The organism is Cognatiluteimonas telluris (assembly GCF_011320095.1).
Lineage (GTDB): Bacteria > Pseudomonadota > Gammaproteobacteria > Xanthomonadales > Xanthomonadaceae > Cognatiluteimonas > Cognatiluteimonas telluris.
Genome location: NZ_JAANOY010000022.1, coordinates 1 through 12,989, shown reverse-complemented (window position 1 = coordinate 12,989; position 12,989 = coordinate 1). Strand labels below are relative to the sequence as shown.

The following is a 12,989-nucleotide window of genomic DNA, read 5'->3' as shown; positions in this document are numbered from 1 at the left end:
GATGGCATCGGCCGTCTCCGCGGCGACCTACGGCGCGTATCCTTTCTCTTTGCTGTAGTTGGCGACATCGGCGACGCCCGACGCTGCCTTGTGCAGCGCATCCTGCAACTCGTTGCGCTGGTCCGGATCGTTAGCCGTTGCCAGCAGCGCGCGCAGGCTCGTGGTGTAGGCAACCTTCTGCGCGTCGGCAGCGTGCGTGGCGATATCCGGCTTCACGCCGATGTGTTCCCAGTTGGTGTGCGTCACCGGGTTGATCGCACGTCCAGTCGGGATGAAGGCCACAAAGCCGTGGCCGAGGTCGAAGTCGTCGCCTGGATTGGCGCCGCCGCCGGTGGTCTCCCCCACGATCGTTCCGCGCTTCTGGGTCTGGAAGTCATACGCGCATTCTTCGCCGCCGGAGAACGTCCAACCCGAGGTCAGCACGTACACGGGCTTGGCGTAGTGCGTGGAGACCGCCGCCTGCGTCCAGTACTGCCTGGTGGTATCGGTGCTACGGGAATAAATGTCGTTCAGGTGGCGCGCGTCGCCTTCGACGAAGAAGTGACTGAGCAGGTAGGCGACGGTCGACGGGTCGCCGCCGCCATTGAAGCGCAGGTCAAGGATCAGGGCGTCGGTGCCGGAGACCAAGGTCATCGCGGCTGACAATGCGTGCGCCACCATCGGCGTCGGGCCGAACGCGCGCAGTTCGATCAAGCCGACGTTGCCCCGCAAGCGTTCGACTCGTCGCACGCCGTATCCGCGGCGGGCTACGTCCTCGCGCTGCTGTCGCAACTGCTCCGGGTCTGGCGCCGCGTCCGCCGAGCTCTCTGGCCGTGGGTGATAGCCCGGCGCGTACGTCACCCGGAAATGACCCTCCTTGCCGAGTGCCACCAGATCCAGCGACAACGCGCTGGCGAAGGCGTCGGCATCGCTGGCCGAGGCGTAGCCGCCGCTCGCATCCTTGGCCTTGAGCCTGGCCGACAGCTGGTCGGCGACCTCGGGGAACACATAGTTGGCGTGCAGCTGCCCGGCCAGCGTGGTGATCACGGCGCTGCGTTGTCCGGCGTCGAGCAGCCCTGGCTTCGCGCCGGCCGCGGCCAGGCCGAACGGTGCAAGCGCGAACACCAGCACAAGGACGAGCGAGTGACGGCGGGTCATCCGGGTTCCAGTCGAGGGCAGCGGCAATGCCGGAGAACTATCAGGCATGACGGCCGCCGGGTGGGCATGTGGTAACGGGTGCTTCGCGTTCGTGTGACCAGGCGCGCGCCGTGCCGCGCTACAGCATGCGACGCAGCGTGTTGTCGCGCCGGAAGAAGTGGTGCCACAACGCGCCCGCGATGTGCAGGCCGATCACGTAATAGAAGATCGTGCCGATCGTCTCGTGGATCTCGCCGAGCTGCTCGTGCAACGCATGGTCGCGCGTCATCGGCGATGGGATCTGCAGCGTGGTGAATGGAACCGTGAGCGGGCCGTTGGCGAACACCGTGGCCAGCCCCAGCAGCGGCTGCACCAGCAGGAAGGCATACAGCGCGAAGTGGGTCATGCGCGAGAGCACGGATTCCCAGCCCGCCAGTGGTGGCACGACGGCCGGCGGGGTGTTGCGCAGGCGATGCAGCAGTCGTGGCAGGACCAGGGCAAGCACGACGACGCCGAACAGCATGTGTCCCTGCATCGGCACGCGACTTGCCGGCGTGCCGCGCGGAAAGACGCCGCGGAAATTGATGAACGCATAGGCCAGGGCCACCGCGGCGAACACCAGCCAGTGGAACCAGCGCGCGGAACGGGTGTAGCGCAGGGTGGACGAGGACATGCTCGGCTCGGTGCGGCGGGGCTCCGGCAAGCATAGCCGCCGCGGCGGGGCGAAGAGAAAACAGCGGCCAGGGTGCGTCGTTAGCCCGGCGATCACGGCCGTCGGGTGTTGAAGCACACCCGGCCAATCGCGCTTTCCTCCGCCCCGGCCAGCCGGCGCCAAGCGGGGCGCGCGCCCCTGGCAAGCCGGTCACGGCGCCGGGATGGCGGCCTCGGCCACCACCACCCGGTTGCGCCCCGTCGCCTTGGCCCGGTACAGCGCCTGGTCGGCGCGGCGCAGCAGGTCGGCTTCGGTTTCGCCCGCGCCGAGTTCGGCGACACCGAAGCTGGCGGTGACGGGCTGCGTCAGCGCGGCGATGTGCTGCGCCGCCAGGGCCTCGCGGATGCGCTCGGCGCAGGCGCGTGCCTCGGCGGCATCGACCTCGGGCATCAGGAGCACGAATTCCTCGCCGCCGAAGCGCACCGCCAGGTCGACGTCGCGGCAGTGCCCTTGCAGGATCCGTGCGAAGGCATGCAGCAGCTGGTCGCCGACCTCGTGCCCGTGCGCGTCGTTGATGCGCTTGAAGTGGTCCAGGTCGGCGATGATCACTGACAGCTGCCCGCCATACCGGCGCACGCGGTGCAGTTCGCCGCGCAGGTCTTCGTCCAGGCGGCGCCGGTTGGCCAGGCCGGTGAGCGGGTCGGTCAGCGACAGCGCGCGCACGGCCGCTTCGCTCTCGCGCAACGCCTGTTCAGTGCGCTTGCGCTCGGTGATGTCCAGCACCACGCCGATCAGCCCGATCACCGCGCCATCGGAGGTGAGCGGGAAGAAGTTGCCCAGCCAATCGTGGTCGTGGTCCGGGTCGCCGGCGGTGCGGCCGTGGATCTCGACATCGAGCACCGGCTCGCCGCGCTCGTAGATCGGCCGGTAGAGCTGCTCGAGTTGCGGCGCCAGGTTCGGCACGATGTCCCACATCGACTTGCCGATGTGCGCGTCCGGCGCGAACCCGTTGATCTGCGCCATGCGCTCGTTGATGCGCACGAAGCGGTACTCGCGGTCGAAGGTGAACAGCCCCACCGGGGCGTAGCGGTAGATCTGTTCGATTTCCGCCAGGCGCAGGCGCGCCTGCTCGCTGGCTTCGCGCAGCGCCTGTTCGGCGCGCCGGCGCTCGGTGATGTCGAAGACGGTGGTCCGGCTCATCAGGTAACCGCCGGAGGCATCGCGCACCGCCGTGGAGCTCGCCGACACCGGAAGCAGGCTGCCGTCCTTGCGTCGCATCTCCAGCTCGACGTCGTTCAGCACGTACTTGGTCTTGAAGACCGGGAACAGCGCATCGAAGACCGCCTGGCTGGCCGGCGTGAGCAGCTCGCGCAGGTGCAGCCTGCCGACCACCTCGTCGCGCGCATACCCCAGCCACGCCAGCTCGGTGTCGTTGATGCGGACGAAGACGCCGTCGGCATCCAGCGAGTGGTAGCCACAGGGGGCGCGTTCGTAGAGGTCGCGCATTTCTTCGGCATTGCGCCGCACGTCGGCCTGCGCCAGCCGCGCCCGGGTGTCGGCGATGTCCACCAGGCGCGCGTTCCACCAGATCAGCGCGGCAAAGAACGCGATCATGGTGACGACCATCAGGTCGACACCCAGCGCGGCGCCATAGAGTCCGGCGTGCTCGCCCTGCAGCCGCAGCCAGCCCAGCACCAGCGGCGTCAGGACGGCGGCCGGCAGTAGTCGGCGCGACAACCGGCCGCCGGCACCGGCGCTGGCGAGCAGGGTGGCAAAGCCGCGCGACGGCTGCATGGCGAGGATGCCGGCGGCCAGCAGCAGCTGGGCGAGGAGCAGGTGCAGGGCGACACCGAGGAAGACGGGAACCGCATACAACGAGGCCTTGCCGTAGAGGAAGCCGAGCAGGCCCATCAGCAACAGCCCGCCGGTCGCCAGTGTCACCAGCCGCGCGACCCGCTGCGCGGTGCGCGAGCGGACCCCGATCAGCACCAGGGCGCAGCTCAACTGCAAGAAGCCCAGCACCGTGACGATCGCCATCCGCCCGGGGTAAGCGGTCTGCACTTCGTGGCGCACATCGCGGAAGACGATCTGGTCGATGCCCAGGTCGACGTGCAGCAGGTATTCGGCCAGCGTCAGCGCATTGAATGCGAGCACCAGCCAGGGCAACGCGCGACCGAGCCATCCCCATCGGCTGCCGTCGTAGCGCGGTTGCAGCAGCCACAGCGCCGCGGCGGACGCCACCAGCGCCACGGCGGCCGCGGGGGCCATGGCGCCCATGCCCGGGCGCAGCGTCTTGAACAGCCCGATGTCGGCCTGCCAGCCGATCAGTACCAGCACGCCCACCGTGGCCACCAGCAGCGCGCAGGCCCGGGCGACCTGCAGCAACCGCCGCACCAGTCCCGCGTCCACCGGCGCACCGACTGGTGCGGAGAGCGCGGGACCCGTGGCAGGGGAGACTGGACGCACGCAGGCCATCCGGTGAGCAGCTGAGGAGGCGCGCGCGCAGTCTAGTCCCGGCGGGCCGAGCGCGCGGTCGCATCAAGACTGGGGCGAAAACGGGGTCAGGTTCACTTACCAGTGCGGCAAGAGGGCAGGCGGCGGCCTCGGGATCGGCCTGTTGGTCGGCGTGGCCCTCGGCCTGGCCTGGGGATTGCGCGCGTGGTTGTGATCACAAAACGGGCGAATGGAAGTGTGATCGATCGACCTTCGGCACGGCGTTTGCTCTGCCCTGGCGGATGCGGGTGGTCGGCCGGGGGTGACCAGCCAGTGGTCGCCGATGGTCGACATCCGCGAAGAGCCCGACCGGTTCGTGCTCTACGCCGATATCCCCGGCGTCGATCCCAAGGACATCGAGGTACAGATGGACCGCGGGCTGCTGACGATCAAGGGCGAGCGGCCTGCCGGAATGGGCAGCGACAACGGGCGCTTCTCGCGCATCGAACGCCTGCACGGCGTCTTCCACCGTCGCTTCGCGTTGCCCGACAGCGCCGACCCGGAAGGGATCCAGGCGCACGGCCACAACGGCGTGCTGCAGGTGGAGATCCCCAAGCGGCCGGAATCCAAGCCGCGCCGGATCAAGGTGGGATCATCGCGCTGATTCGCTCGCGCTGCCTACACGCGCCGCCCCGCTGCCGGGCGGCGCATCTTTTTGGCGCGTGCGCTGTGTGCAAAACGGGGGCACGGAATAAATGAGCCGCTCCGGCGAAGAGCGTCTTTTTGGCACGCCGGTGGCTGAGCGGCGATTGCGCGCGTGTCAGGGCACGCGCTTGAGGGCGGCGAGGACGGCCGGGCGCATGGCGACGAGTTCCGGCCGCGTTTCCTCGGCGATCTCTGCGTAGATCGCGAGCAGGAAGGCGCGCAGGTCGTGGCGGCGGGTGAGCCCGGCCTGGGTGTTCATCGCTTCCTGCCAGCTGGCGGCATCGCCGGGGCCTGCCAGCGCTTCGAACCATCCGGACCAGTCGGCTTCGGTGTGCAGGCCGCGCAGCGCGCCGTACAACACGGGGCGCGCCAGGCGCTCGGGCTCGCCATAGATGTAGGCGTGGCCCGATGGGGCGACTTGGCTCGCGACGGCCGCGAACATGCGGTCGAGCTGGCCCTTGTCCAGCGCCGGATTGAGCGCGAGCTGCAACATCAGGTCGGCGCCGTGGGCGACGCCGTGGCGCCAACCGTCGCGCGCATCGAAGCCGCGGTAGTCGCGCACCGATGCCAGGTATGCGGTGCCGGCCGCGATCAACTGCTCGCGCTGGTCGGGCATCATCCATGGTGCGACGCGGTCGCTGCGGGCGATCCCGGACAACACCAGTGCGGCAAACGGCGCGGAGAATCCCGCGTCGTCATCGCGCGCGGCCGGACGGATCCGCGGCAACAGCCGGTCGAGCGCGGCTTGTCGCGTTTCCTGATCCAGTTGTCCCGCGCGCAGCCAGGTGGACCAGGCTTCGAAGGCGATGCCGTCGCGCACCGCCGGATTGCGTGCGCCCAGGCAATCGAGCAGGCCGAGCGCAAGGGCGGCGCGACGGTCGGACCCTTCGATGTGGAAGTCCGCGGCCTTGAGCGCATCCAGTCCGGCCTGGCTCCAGCCCACGGGTGGACAGGACGCGATCGCGGCGGGCGCTGCGCAGGCCAACAATCCAAGCAAGACCACGCGCGGCCATGCCAAGGTACTTGTTTGCATGGAGGAACTCCTTCGAGACAGGCGCGACGGATGAGCGACTTCACCACCGTTCTCCGCTACTTCGCCTCGAGGCAGCTTCCGCGGTCGAGGATCTCCGGGTCGATGCCGTCGAAGTGGCAGGCCAATGCGTCGGCGTCCTGGAAGCCCGGACCGGACTGCAGCTGATGGTGCACCTGCGGTGTGTCCGGAACAAACGCCGTTTTCGTCGCCCCGGCGCCCGCTTTGCCGCTCGCCCGTCGTCCCTTCTGCTTAACCCGCCGTGCGCGATCCTTCGTGGCCCCAAGCGCAGGAGCCCACCATGGCCAACATCCTCATGATCGTCACCAGCGCCGGGCGCATGCCCAACGGCTCGGGCACGGGCCTGTGGCTGGAGGAATTCGCGGTCCCGCATGACGTGCTGCGCGACGCCGGACACGCGCTGACCGTCGCCAGCCCCAAGGGCGGCGACACGCCGATCGATCCGCACAGTGCTGGCGAGGCCGAAAGGCACCCCGAGTGGGAAGAGGCCGGCAAGCGCCTGCAGCAGGCGCATCCGCTGGAAGGGCGGCATGCCGATGACTTCGACGCGGTGTTCATCCCCGGCGGCCATGGCACCATGTTCGACTTCCCGGACAATCCGGTGCTCGGCGCGGTGCTCGCCGACTTCCTTGCGCAGGGCAAGCCGATCGCGTCGGTCTGCCATGGCCCGGCGGCCTTCGTCGGCGTCAGCCGCGGCGATGGCAAACCGCTGGTCGAGGGCTACACGCTGACCGCGTTCTCGGACGAGGAAGAACAGCTCGCGGGCGTTGCCGACGTCGTCCCGTTCCTGCTGTCGACGCGGCTGCGCGAACTCGGCGCGCAGGTCGAGAACGGCCCGCCGATGGCCAGCCACGTGCGCCAGGATCGGCAGCTCATCACCGGCCAGAATCCCAAGTCGAGCCAGGCTGCGGCCGAGCTGCTGGTGAAGGCGCTGGAGCAAGGCACCGTCGCCCGACGGCCGTCGGCACCGTCGGCGAGCCTGGGCCAGCGGATACCGCGCTGAGCACCGCGCGCTTCGGCTTTCGGAAGCAAGGCTGCCAGACAGGCGAATCGCCTGCGCCGATGGCAGGCGGCCGTGCGTGCCGCAAGGGCGAAGCGCCTACGCCGCGCCTACGCCACGCCCGGAGTGGCGCGCTGGCGACCGGATGCCGCGGCCGGACGCGCGGCGAAGCGTTCGCGGTACTGGGTCGGGCTGACGCCGAGCTGGCGCTGGAAGGCACGACGCAATGTCTGCTCCTCGCCATGGCCGGTGGCGGCGGCGATCGTCTTCAGCGGCAGGCTGGTGTCTTCCAGTGCGCGGCATGCGGCTTCCAGGCGCATGGCGTCGACGGTTTTGGCCGGGGTGCGGCCGACGCGGGCGGCATAGCTGCGGGCGAAGTTGCGCGGCGACATGCCGGCCTGCGCGGCCAGGCGCTCGACGCCGAGGTCGTCGGCCAGGTGCGCCGCCATCCACGCGTGCAGGTCGGCGAAGTCGCCGCGGTCATGCAGCTGCGCGGCCAGCGGCACGCTGAACTGCGATTGCCCGCCCGAGCGCTTGATGAACATCACCAGTTGCCGCGCGGTCCGGATCGCGACCTGGTGGCCGAAGTCGGCTTCGATCAGGGCCAGCGTGAGGTCGATGCCGGCACTGACGCCCGCCGAGGTCCAGACGTTGCCGTCCTGGATGTAGATGCGGTCGGCGTCGATGCGGATGCCGGGGTACTGCGCGCCCAGCCGCGACACCCAGTCCCAGTGGGTGGCGACCCGGCGGCCGTCGAGCTGCCCAGCCGCGGCCAGCAGGAAGGCGCCGGTGCACACCGAGCACACCCGGCGCACCTGCGGCGCGCGTTGCGCGATCCACGCCACCAGCCGCGGCGGCGCTTCGAACACATCGCCCTTGCAGCCACCCGGCGCGATCAGGGTGTCGATGGCGATGGCGTCCAGCGACGCCAGCGCCACCGTCATGATCGGCAATCCGCAGCTGGTGGTGACGACGCCGCCATCGACCGAGGCGACGATGGTGTCGTACAGGGCGGGCTCGTCGCCGTCGGGCCGCGCATCCACGCGCCGCGCCGTGGCCAGCGCCTGCAGCGGGCCGCTGAGGTCGAGCAGGTTCATCTGTTCGTGGGCCAGCAGCACCACGCGCAGCGGAACCGGGGGCGGGAGGGCGGAGGTGTCCATCGCGGCGTGCCGGGGTGGGGCGGTCAGTGTCGGAAGCCGGGATACTCGAAGTCCAGTGCCACGCCGTAAGCGGTGCGGCGACCGTAGCGGGTGGCGATCGACGCCAGCACCGTATCGAACGTCTTCGCCGGCGGTGCGGCCGCCAGCGCCGGCAGCATCACGTCCGTCGCCTGTCCGTCGCCTGCCACGCGATCGGGCAGCAGCACCAGGCCATGGCGCGTGGCCAGCGGCCCGCGCGCAGCAGTTACGGCCTCGGCGTGGCTGCGCCCGGTGCGCGAATACGCATCGGCGGTGATCGCCAGCGCGATCTCGTCGACGCCCGCGGCCACCGGCACGCCGACGTGCTGCAGCGAATGGAACCAGTGGTTGGTGTAGTTGGTGGCGGCGAACGCGCCGAGGTTGACCCCGAACCGCGGCTGGAACGCATCGCTGTCGTGGCGCGGGCTCCAGTCGGCCACGCCGAGCGCGCGCGCGGTGGCTTCGGCGCGCGCGCGGCCGGCGATGGCTTCGACCAATGCCAGTGACGTCGGCATCGCGGCGCTGATGCCCGCGCTGGAGACGATGCGGCCATCGGCGACGTAGCGCGCGTCCTTGACCCAGTGCGTGCCGGGATAGCGCTGCGCGCGCAGGGATTCGGTCGCCCAGTGGGCGGTGGCGACGTGGCCGTTCGACAGGCCGGCCTCGGCGACGACCAGCGCGCCATCGCAGATGCTCACCAGGGTCGCGCCGCGGTGGTACTGCGCGGCGATCCAGCCCAGCAGCACCGGATCGGTGCGATCCACCACCGCCGGCACGATCACGTAGTCGGCCCCATCGGGAAAGCGCGCGTTGAATTCGCGCGTGCCCGCCTGCGGCTGCAGCTGCAGCGCCGGGCGCATGGTCAGCGGTCCGGGATGCGCGCCGACGGTGACGACATCGGCGACGTCGGCCGTCATCAGCACGCCGTAGGGGACGACGAAATCGACCAGTTCGGTGCCGCTGTTGTTGCCGACGATCGCGACCAGCGGGCGGCTGCGGCCGAAGCGGCTGTGCCAGGGCGCGATGTGCTCGAGCGTGGCATGGCCAGGGACCGCGGCGAGCGGGGGAATGGTGGCGGCATCGGACGCCAGCGCGGGCGTGGTGCAGGCGAAAGCGAGCGCGGCGACGAGCGGGGCGCAGGCAAGCAGGTGGGGGCGTCGACGCATGGCGGTGTCCTTCAGGATTCGGCAGGCAGACGATCCGGCGCACCGCGCCTGGCGTAAATGACAACAAGCAGTCAAACCCTGCCAACGGGCTGGCGGATGGATCGCGCCGCGCCGATGGCCGCCAGACGACGACCCGTTGGCAAGCCACCGCCGGCGCGCCAAGCTGCCGCGATGCCTTCGCCGGATTCCACCCCGCCCAGTCGCCTGCAGTTGCCGCCGGGGCCGTGGGCGACCGTGCTCGATGCCCTGTGCGCGCGCTTTCCCGCGATCGACCGCGAGCGTTGGCGCGACCGCTTCGCGCGCGGACGCGTGCTCGACGGCGACGGCAACGCGCTCGCAGTGGATGCCGTCCATCGCGTCGGGCTGGAAGTGCGCTATTTCCGCGAGGTGGCGGACGAGCCACCGATCGACGGCGACGTGCGGCTGGTGCACGTCGATGCGCACCTGGTCGTCGTCGACAAGCCGCACTTCCTGCCGGTAATGCCTGCAGGCCGCTTCGTGCGCGAGACGCTGCTCGCGCGGCTGGTCGCGCTGCTGGGCAATCCGCAGCTGGTGCCGTTGCATCGGATCGATCGCGATACCGCTGGGCTGGTGTTGTTTTCCGCCGATCCCGGCAGTCGCGCGCGCTACAGCGCGTTGTTCGCCCATCGACGGGTCGAGAAAAGCTACGAGGCGCTCGCGCCGGCATTGCGCGACCTGGAGTTTCCGCACGTCCGCAGTTCACGACTGGAACGCGGCGAGCCCTTCTTCCGCATGCGCGAAGTCCCCGGTCCGCCGGACAGCCACAGCCGGATCGACGTCCTTCAGCGCGGCGATGGCCCGTGGCGCTACGCCCTGGTGCCGATCACCGGTCGCAAGCACCAGTTGCGCGTGCACATGGCCGCGCTCGGCGCGCCGATCGCGAACGACCGCCTGTATCCGCGCGTCTCGCCCGTGGCGGACGATCCCGCGCGGCCACTGCGGCTGCTGGCGCGCAAGCTGGCCTTCGCGGATCCGCTGGACGGCCGCGCGCGGGAATTCACCAGCGGGCGGCCGCTGTAGCCGCCTGGTTGCGGCGCTGCGCCCGGAACGCAGGCGACCGACCGCGGCCGGACCCTGGATGGGCGGACGACAGCTGAATGCGGTGCCCCGGCCGGGCGGATATTTACCGGCGACTCATTCCCGGCGGCGCAGGGTGTCCGGACTTTCCGCAGTCGGAGTCTGAAATGAATCGCAAGATGCGCCAGACGATCCTGTTTTCGATGGTCGGCGGCCTGGCCCTGTCGGCCACGGCCTGGGCCCAGGACGTGAAGGCGCCCGCCGCGCCAGCCGCCGCCACGGCAGGCATGGACGCGATGTTCCAGCGCATGGACGGCAACCGCGATGGCCGCCTCTCCGCGCAGGAGCACGCCGCCGGCGCGCAGGCGATGTTCGCGCGCATGGATGCCAACCACGACGGCACCATCGGCACCGCCGAGATGCAGGCCGGGCACGAGGCGATGCGCCAGGCCATGGGGCACGGGGGCATGCACGACGGGATGCACGAAGGCATGCACGAAGGCATGCGTGGCGGGCACATGGCAAGGATGGATGCCAACCAGGACGGGGTGTTGACCGAGGCCGAAGCGGTGGCCCGGGCGCGCGCGAAATTCGCACGCATGGATGGCAACCATGACGGCAAGGTCACCGCCGCGGAAATGCAGGCGATGCACGCGACGGACGACGACGGCCCTGGCCGTGGCGACTGGGGTGGCCATCATGGGATGGGTGGCATGCACGCGATGATGGACGCCAACCACGACGGCAGCATCACCGCCGCCGAACATGCGGCCGCCGCGCAGGCGATGTTCGCGCGCATGGATGCCAACCACGACGGCTTCGTGTCCAGGGATGAGATCGGCGCGGGCCATCGCGCACCGCCGGCGAAGTAAGCGCGCGCCACCGGCGCCGTCGACAGGGCCCCGCTCCGGCGGGGCCTTTCTTTTGGCGGGCGGCGCAGGATGCACACATCACCGATAAACCGCGGCGGCGACATTCCGTCGCCAGGGGAAAACCATGAGCACACCAGGGGGAACGTCGCCGAGAACCTGGTCGACTTCACCCGCGCCGGGCGCTGGGACGGCGTGCTGCCGACGACCATGGGCCCGAACTCGATGGTGCCTTCCGCAATACCGGGCGTCGACGGCGGGCGCCCGCCTCGCACGGCCCGGGCGAGCTTTGCCCGCGCGGGCCCTGCCCGGGCGGCGCCGGGCTTAGCATGGCGGTGCGTCCCCGGTGAGACCGCCATGTCCGATGCAACGCACCACTACGCCGCCGCGCTGGCCTGGACCGGAAACCGCGGCCAGGGCACGTCGCACTACGACGATTACGGACGCGAGTTCCGCGTGCGGATCCAGGGCAAGCCGGAGCTGTCGGGTTCGGCGGATCCCGGCTTCCGCGGCGATCCCTCGCGGCACAACCCCGAAGACCTGCTGCTGGTGGCGATCAGCAGTTGCCACATGCTGTCCTACCTCGCGTTGTGCGCACGCCACCGGGTCAACGTGCTGGCCTACAGCGACGACGCCACGGCGACGATGGCGTTGTCGCCCGACGGCAGTGGACGCTTCACCGCGGCGCTGCTGCACCCGCGCGTCGTGGTCGCCGACGTGGCGCAGGTCGAGCGTGCGATCGCGCTGCACGAACGCGCGCATGCGCTGTGCTTCATCGCCAATTCCTGCAACTTCCCGATCGCGCACGAGGCGGTGGTGAGCGCCGCCGACGCGACGATGGCGGCGCCATGAAGGATCTTGCGCTGCTGCTGGACGATCGGCCGGGCGCGCTGGCGCGCATGGGCGCTGCGCTGGGGCAGGCCGGCGTCAGCGTCGAGGGCGGTGGCGCGTGGGTGGTCGGCGGCAAGGGCGTGGCGCATTTCCTGGTCGCCGACGCTGACGAAGCCGCGGCCGTGCGTGCGTTGGCGCGGGCGGACATCACCCTGTCGGCGGTGCGCGAGGTGCTGGTGCAGCGCCTGCGCCAGGACGTGCCCGGGCAACTGGGACTGCTGTGCCAGCGCATGGCCGATGCCGGCGTCAACATCGAAGTGCTGTACAGCGACCACGCCAACCAGCTGATTCTGGTGGTCGATGACATCGCCGCCGGTCGCGCGGCATCGCAGGCCTGGTCGGACGGGGAGACCTGGGCCTGAACCGCGTCGCAGCAGGCCTGATGCGATGGGCACGACTGACCTGGCGCGGCCGCGGCCGCCGGAAACCGCGCGCGTCGAAGTGACGCCCACTGCGCGATCGCGACCCTGCGCGCGCTCCCCGGCGTGACCGACGCGACGCCGGCCCGGGAATGCGGCAGCCAATGGCGCCGGCCGGGCTCCCGACGCTACGCAACGTCAGCAGGCGTTGTCCGGTTCGCGGAGCGCACCGGAGTCGTACCGGCTATCGGCTCAGCAGGATCCGGCCTGCACCCAGCCGTTGCTGACGCGACGCATCTTCTGGCCGGCGATGCAGCGTTCGCTGCCATTGCCGCGTTGCGCGGCCTCGCGTGCCTGGCGATGTTCGCGCTCGTCTTCCTGCAGCCGCCGCTGCACGTGCAGCGTCTGGTCGAGCGCGGCGCGCGCCGCCGATTCGCGGGCGATGGCGATCGCCAGGCCGGCATCGGCGGCGGACGTGGCGAGCGGTCCCGCCCCGGCGTGCGCGCCCGGCAGCGCAGGCGCAAGCGCCAC

Annotated in this window: 12 protein-coding genes and 1 pseudogene; 6 read left to right on the top strand and 7 right to left on the bottom strand. The window is 70.5% G+C overall.

Annotation, left to right across the window (positions count from 1 at the left end; genetic code table 11):
• Nucleotides 1–27: 27 nt before the first annotated feature.
• The 3 genes from G7B67_RS10280 to G7B67_RS10270 all read right to left on the bottom strand — a co-directional run bounded on the left by G7B67_RS10280 (nt 28) and on the right by G7B67_RS10270 (nt 4,234).
• A complete protein-coding gene (locus G7B67_RS10280; RefSeq protein WP_166211850.1) occupies nt 28–1,137 on the bottom strand; it encodes a S41 family peptidase in 1,110 nt (369 codons plus the stop codon).
• Between the two features lie 118 nt (nt 1,138–1,255).
• Nucleotides 1,256–1,789 carry a cytochrome b gene (locus tag G7B67_RS10275; RefSeq protein ID WP_166211847.1) on the bottom strand — a complete coding sequence of 178 codons (534 nt, stop codon included), beginning with the start codon at nt 1,787–1,789 and terminating at the stop codon, nt 1,256–1,258.
• Between the two features lie 189 nt (nt 1,790–1,978).
• On the bottom strand, nt 1,979–4,234 hold the full coding sequence (locus G7B67_RS10270; protein ID WP_166211844.1) for a sensor domain-containing diguanylate cyclase: 2,256 nt from the start codon (nt 4,232–4,234) through the stop codon (nt 1,979–1,981).
• Between the two features lie 289 nt (nt 4,235–4,523).
• Between G7B67_RS10270 and G7B67_RS10265 the strand changes: the two are divergent.
• A pseudogene (locus G7B67_RS10265) lies at nt 4,524–4,865 on the top strand (Hsp20/alpha crystallin family protein); the annotation flags it as partial.
• 156 nt (nt 4,866–5,021) lie between these two features.
• On the opposite strand, the gene G7B67_RS10260 reads toward G7B67_RS10265, so the two are convergent.
• Nucleotides 5,022–5,939, bottom strand: coding sequence for a DUF2785 domain-containing protein (locus tag G7B67_RS10260; protein WP_166211841.1), 918 nt, complete (start codon nt 5,937–5,939; stop codon nt 5,022–5,024).
• A 298-nt stretch (nt 5,940–6,237) separates the two neighbouring features.
• On the opposite strand from G7B67_RS10260, the gene G7B67_RS10255 reads away from it, so the two are divergent.
• Nucleotides 6,238–6,960: a type 1 glutamine amidotransferase domain-containing protein gene (locus G7B67_RS10255; protein ID WP_166211838.1), complete on the top strand. Its 723-nt coding sequence runs from the start codon at nt 6,238–6,240 to the stop codon at nt 6,958–6,960.
• A gap of 107 nt (nt 6,961–7,067) precedes the next feature.
• Here the strand turns inward: G7B67_RS10255 and G7B67_RS10250 are convergent, their stop codons facing one another.
• Complete coding sequence (locus tag G7B67_RS10250; RefSeq protein ID WP_166211835.1) at nt 7,068–8,117, bottom strand: GlxA family transcriptional regulator; 1,050 nt, start codon at nt 8,115–8,117, stop codon at nt 7,068–7,070.
• Between the two features lie 23 nt (nt 8,118–8,140).
• A complete protein-coding gene (locus G7B67_RS10245) occupies nt 8,141–9,301 on the bottom strand; it encodes a DJ-1/PfpI family protein (protein WP_166211832.1) in 1,161 nt (386 codons plus the stop codon).
• A gap of 171 nt (nt 9,302–9,472) precedes the next feature.
• Here G7B67_RS10245 and G7B67_RS10240 point away from each other — a divergent pair, with 171 nt between their 5' ends.
• The 4 genes from G7B67_RS10240 (at nt 9,473) to G7B67_RS10225 (ending at nt 12,461) form a co-directional block, all read left to right on the top strand.
• Nucleotides 9,473–10,342 carry a pseudouridine synthase gene (locus tag G7B67_RS10240; RefSeq protein ID WP_166211829.1) on the top strand — a complete coding sequence of 290 codons (870 nt, stop codon included), beginning with the start codon at nt 9,473–9,475 and terminating at the stop codon, nt 10,340–10,342.
• A gap of 164 nt (nt 10,343–10,506) precedes the next feature.
• Nucleotides 10,507–11,211, top strand: a complete 705-nt coding sequence (locus G7B67_RS10235; protein ID WP_166211826.1) for an EF-hand domain-containing protein — start codon at nt 10,507–10,509, stop codon at nt 11,209–11,211.
• Between the two features lie 354 nt (nt 11,212–11,565).
• Nucleotides 11,566–12,060 carry an OsmC family protein gene (locus tag G7B67_RS10230; RefSeq protein WP_166211823.1) on the top strand — a complete coding sequence of 165 codons (495 nt, stop codon included), beginning with the start codon at nt 11,566–11,568 and terminating at the stop codon, nt 12,058–12,060.
• Entirely contained in the window at nt 12,057–12,461 is a 405-nt protein-coding gene (locus tag G7B67_RS10225; protein ID WP_166211820.1) for an ACT domain-containing protein, read from the top strand. The genes G7B67_RS10230 and G7B67_RS10225 overlap by 4 nt, the downstream gene beginning before the upstream one ends.
• Nucleotides 12,462–12,710: 249 nt before the next feature.
• Here G7B67_RS10225 and G7B67_RS10220 read toward each other — a convergent pair.
• Nucleotides 12,711–12,989 (bottom strand): hypothetical protein (locus G7B67_RS10220; protein WP_166211817.1); only part of this gene is annotated, 279 nt, incomplete at its 5' end.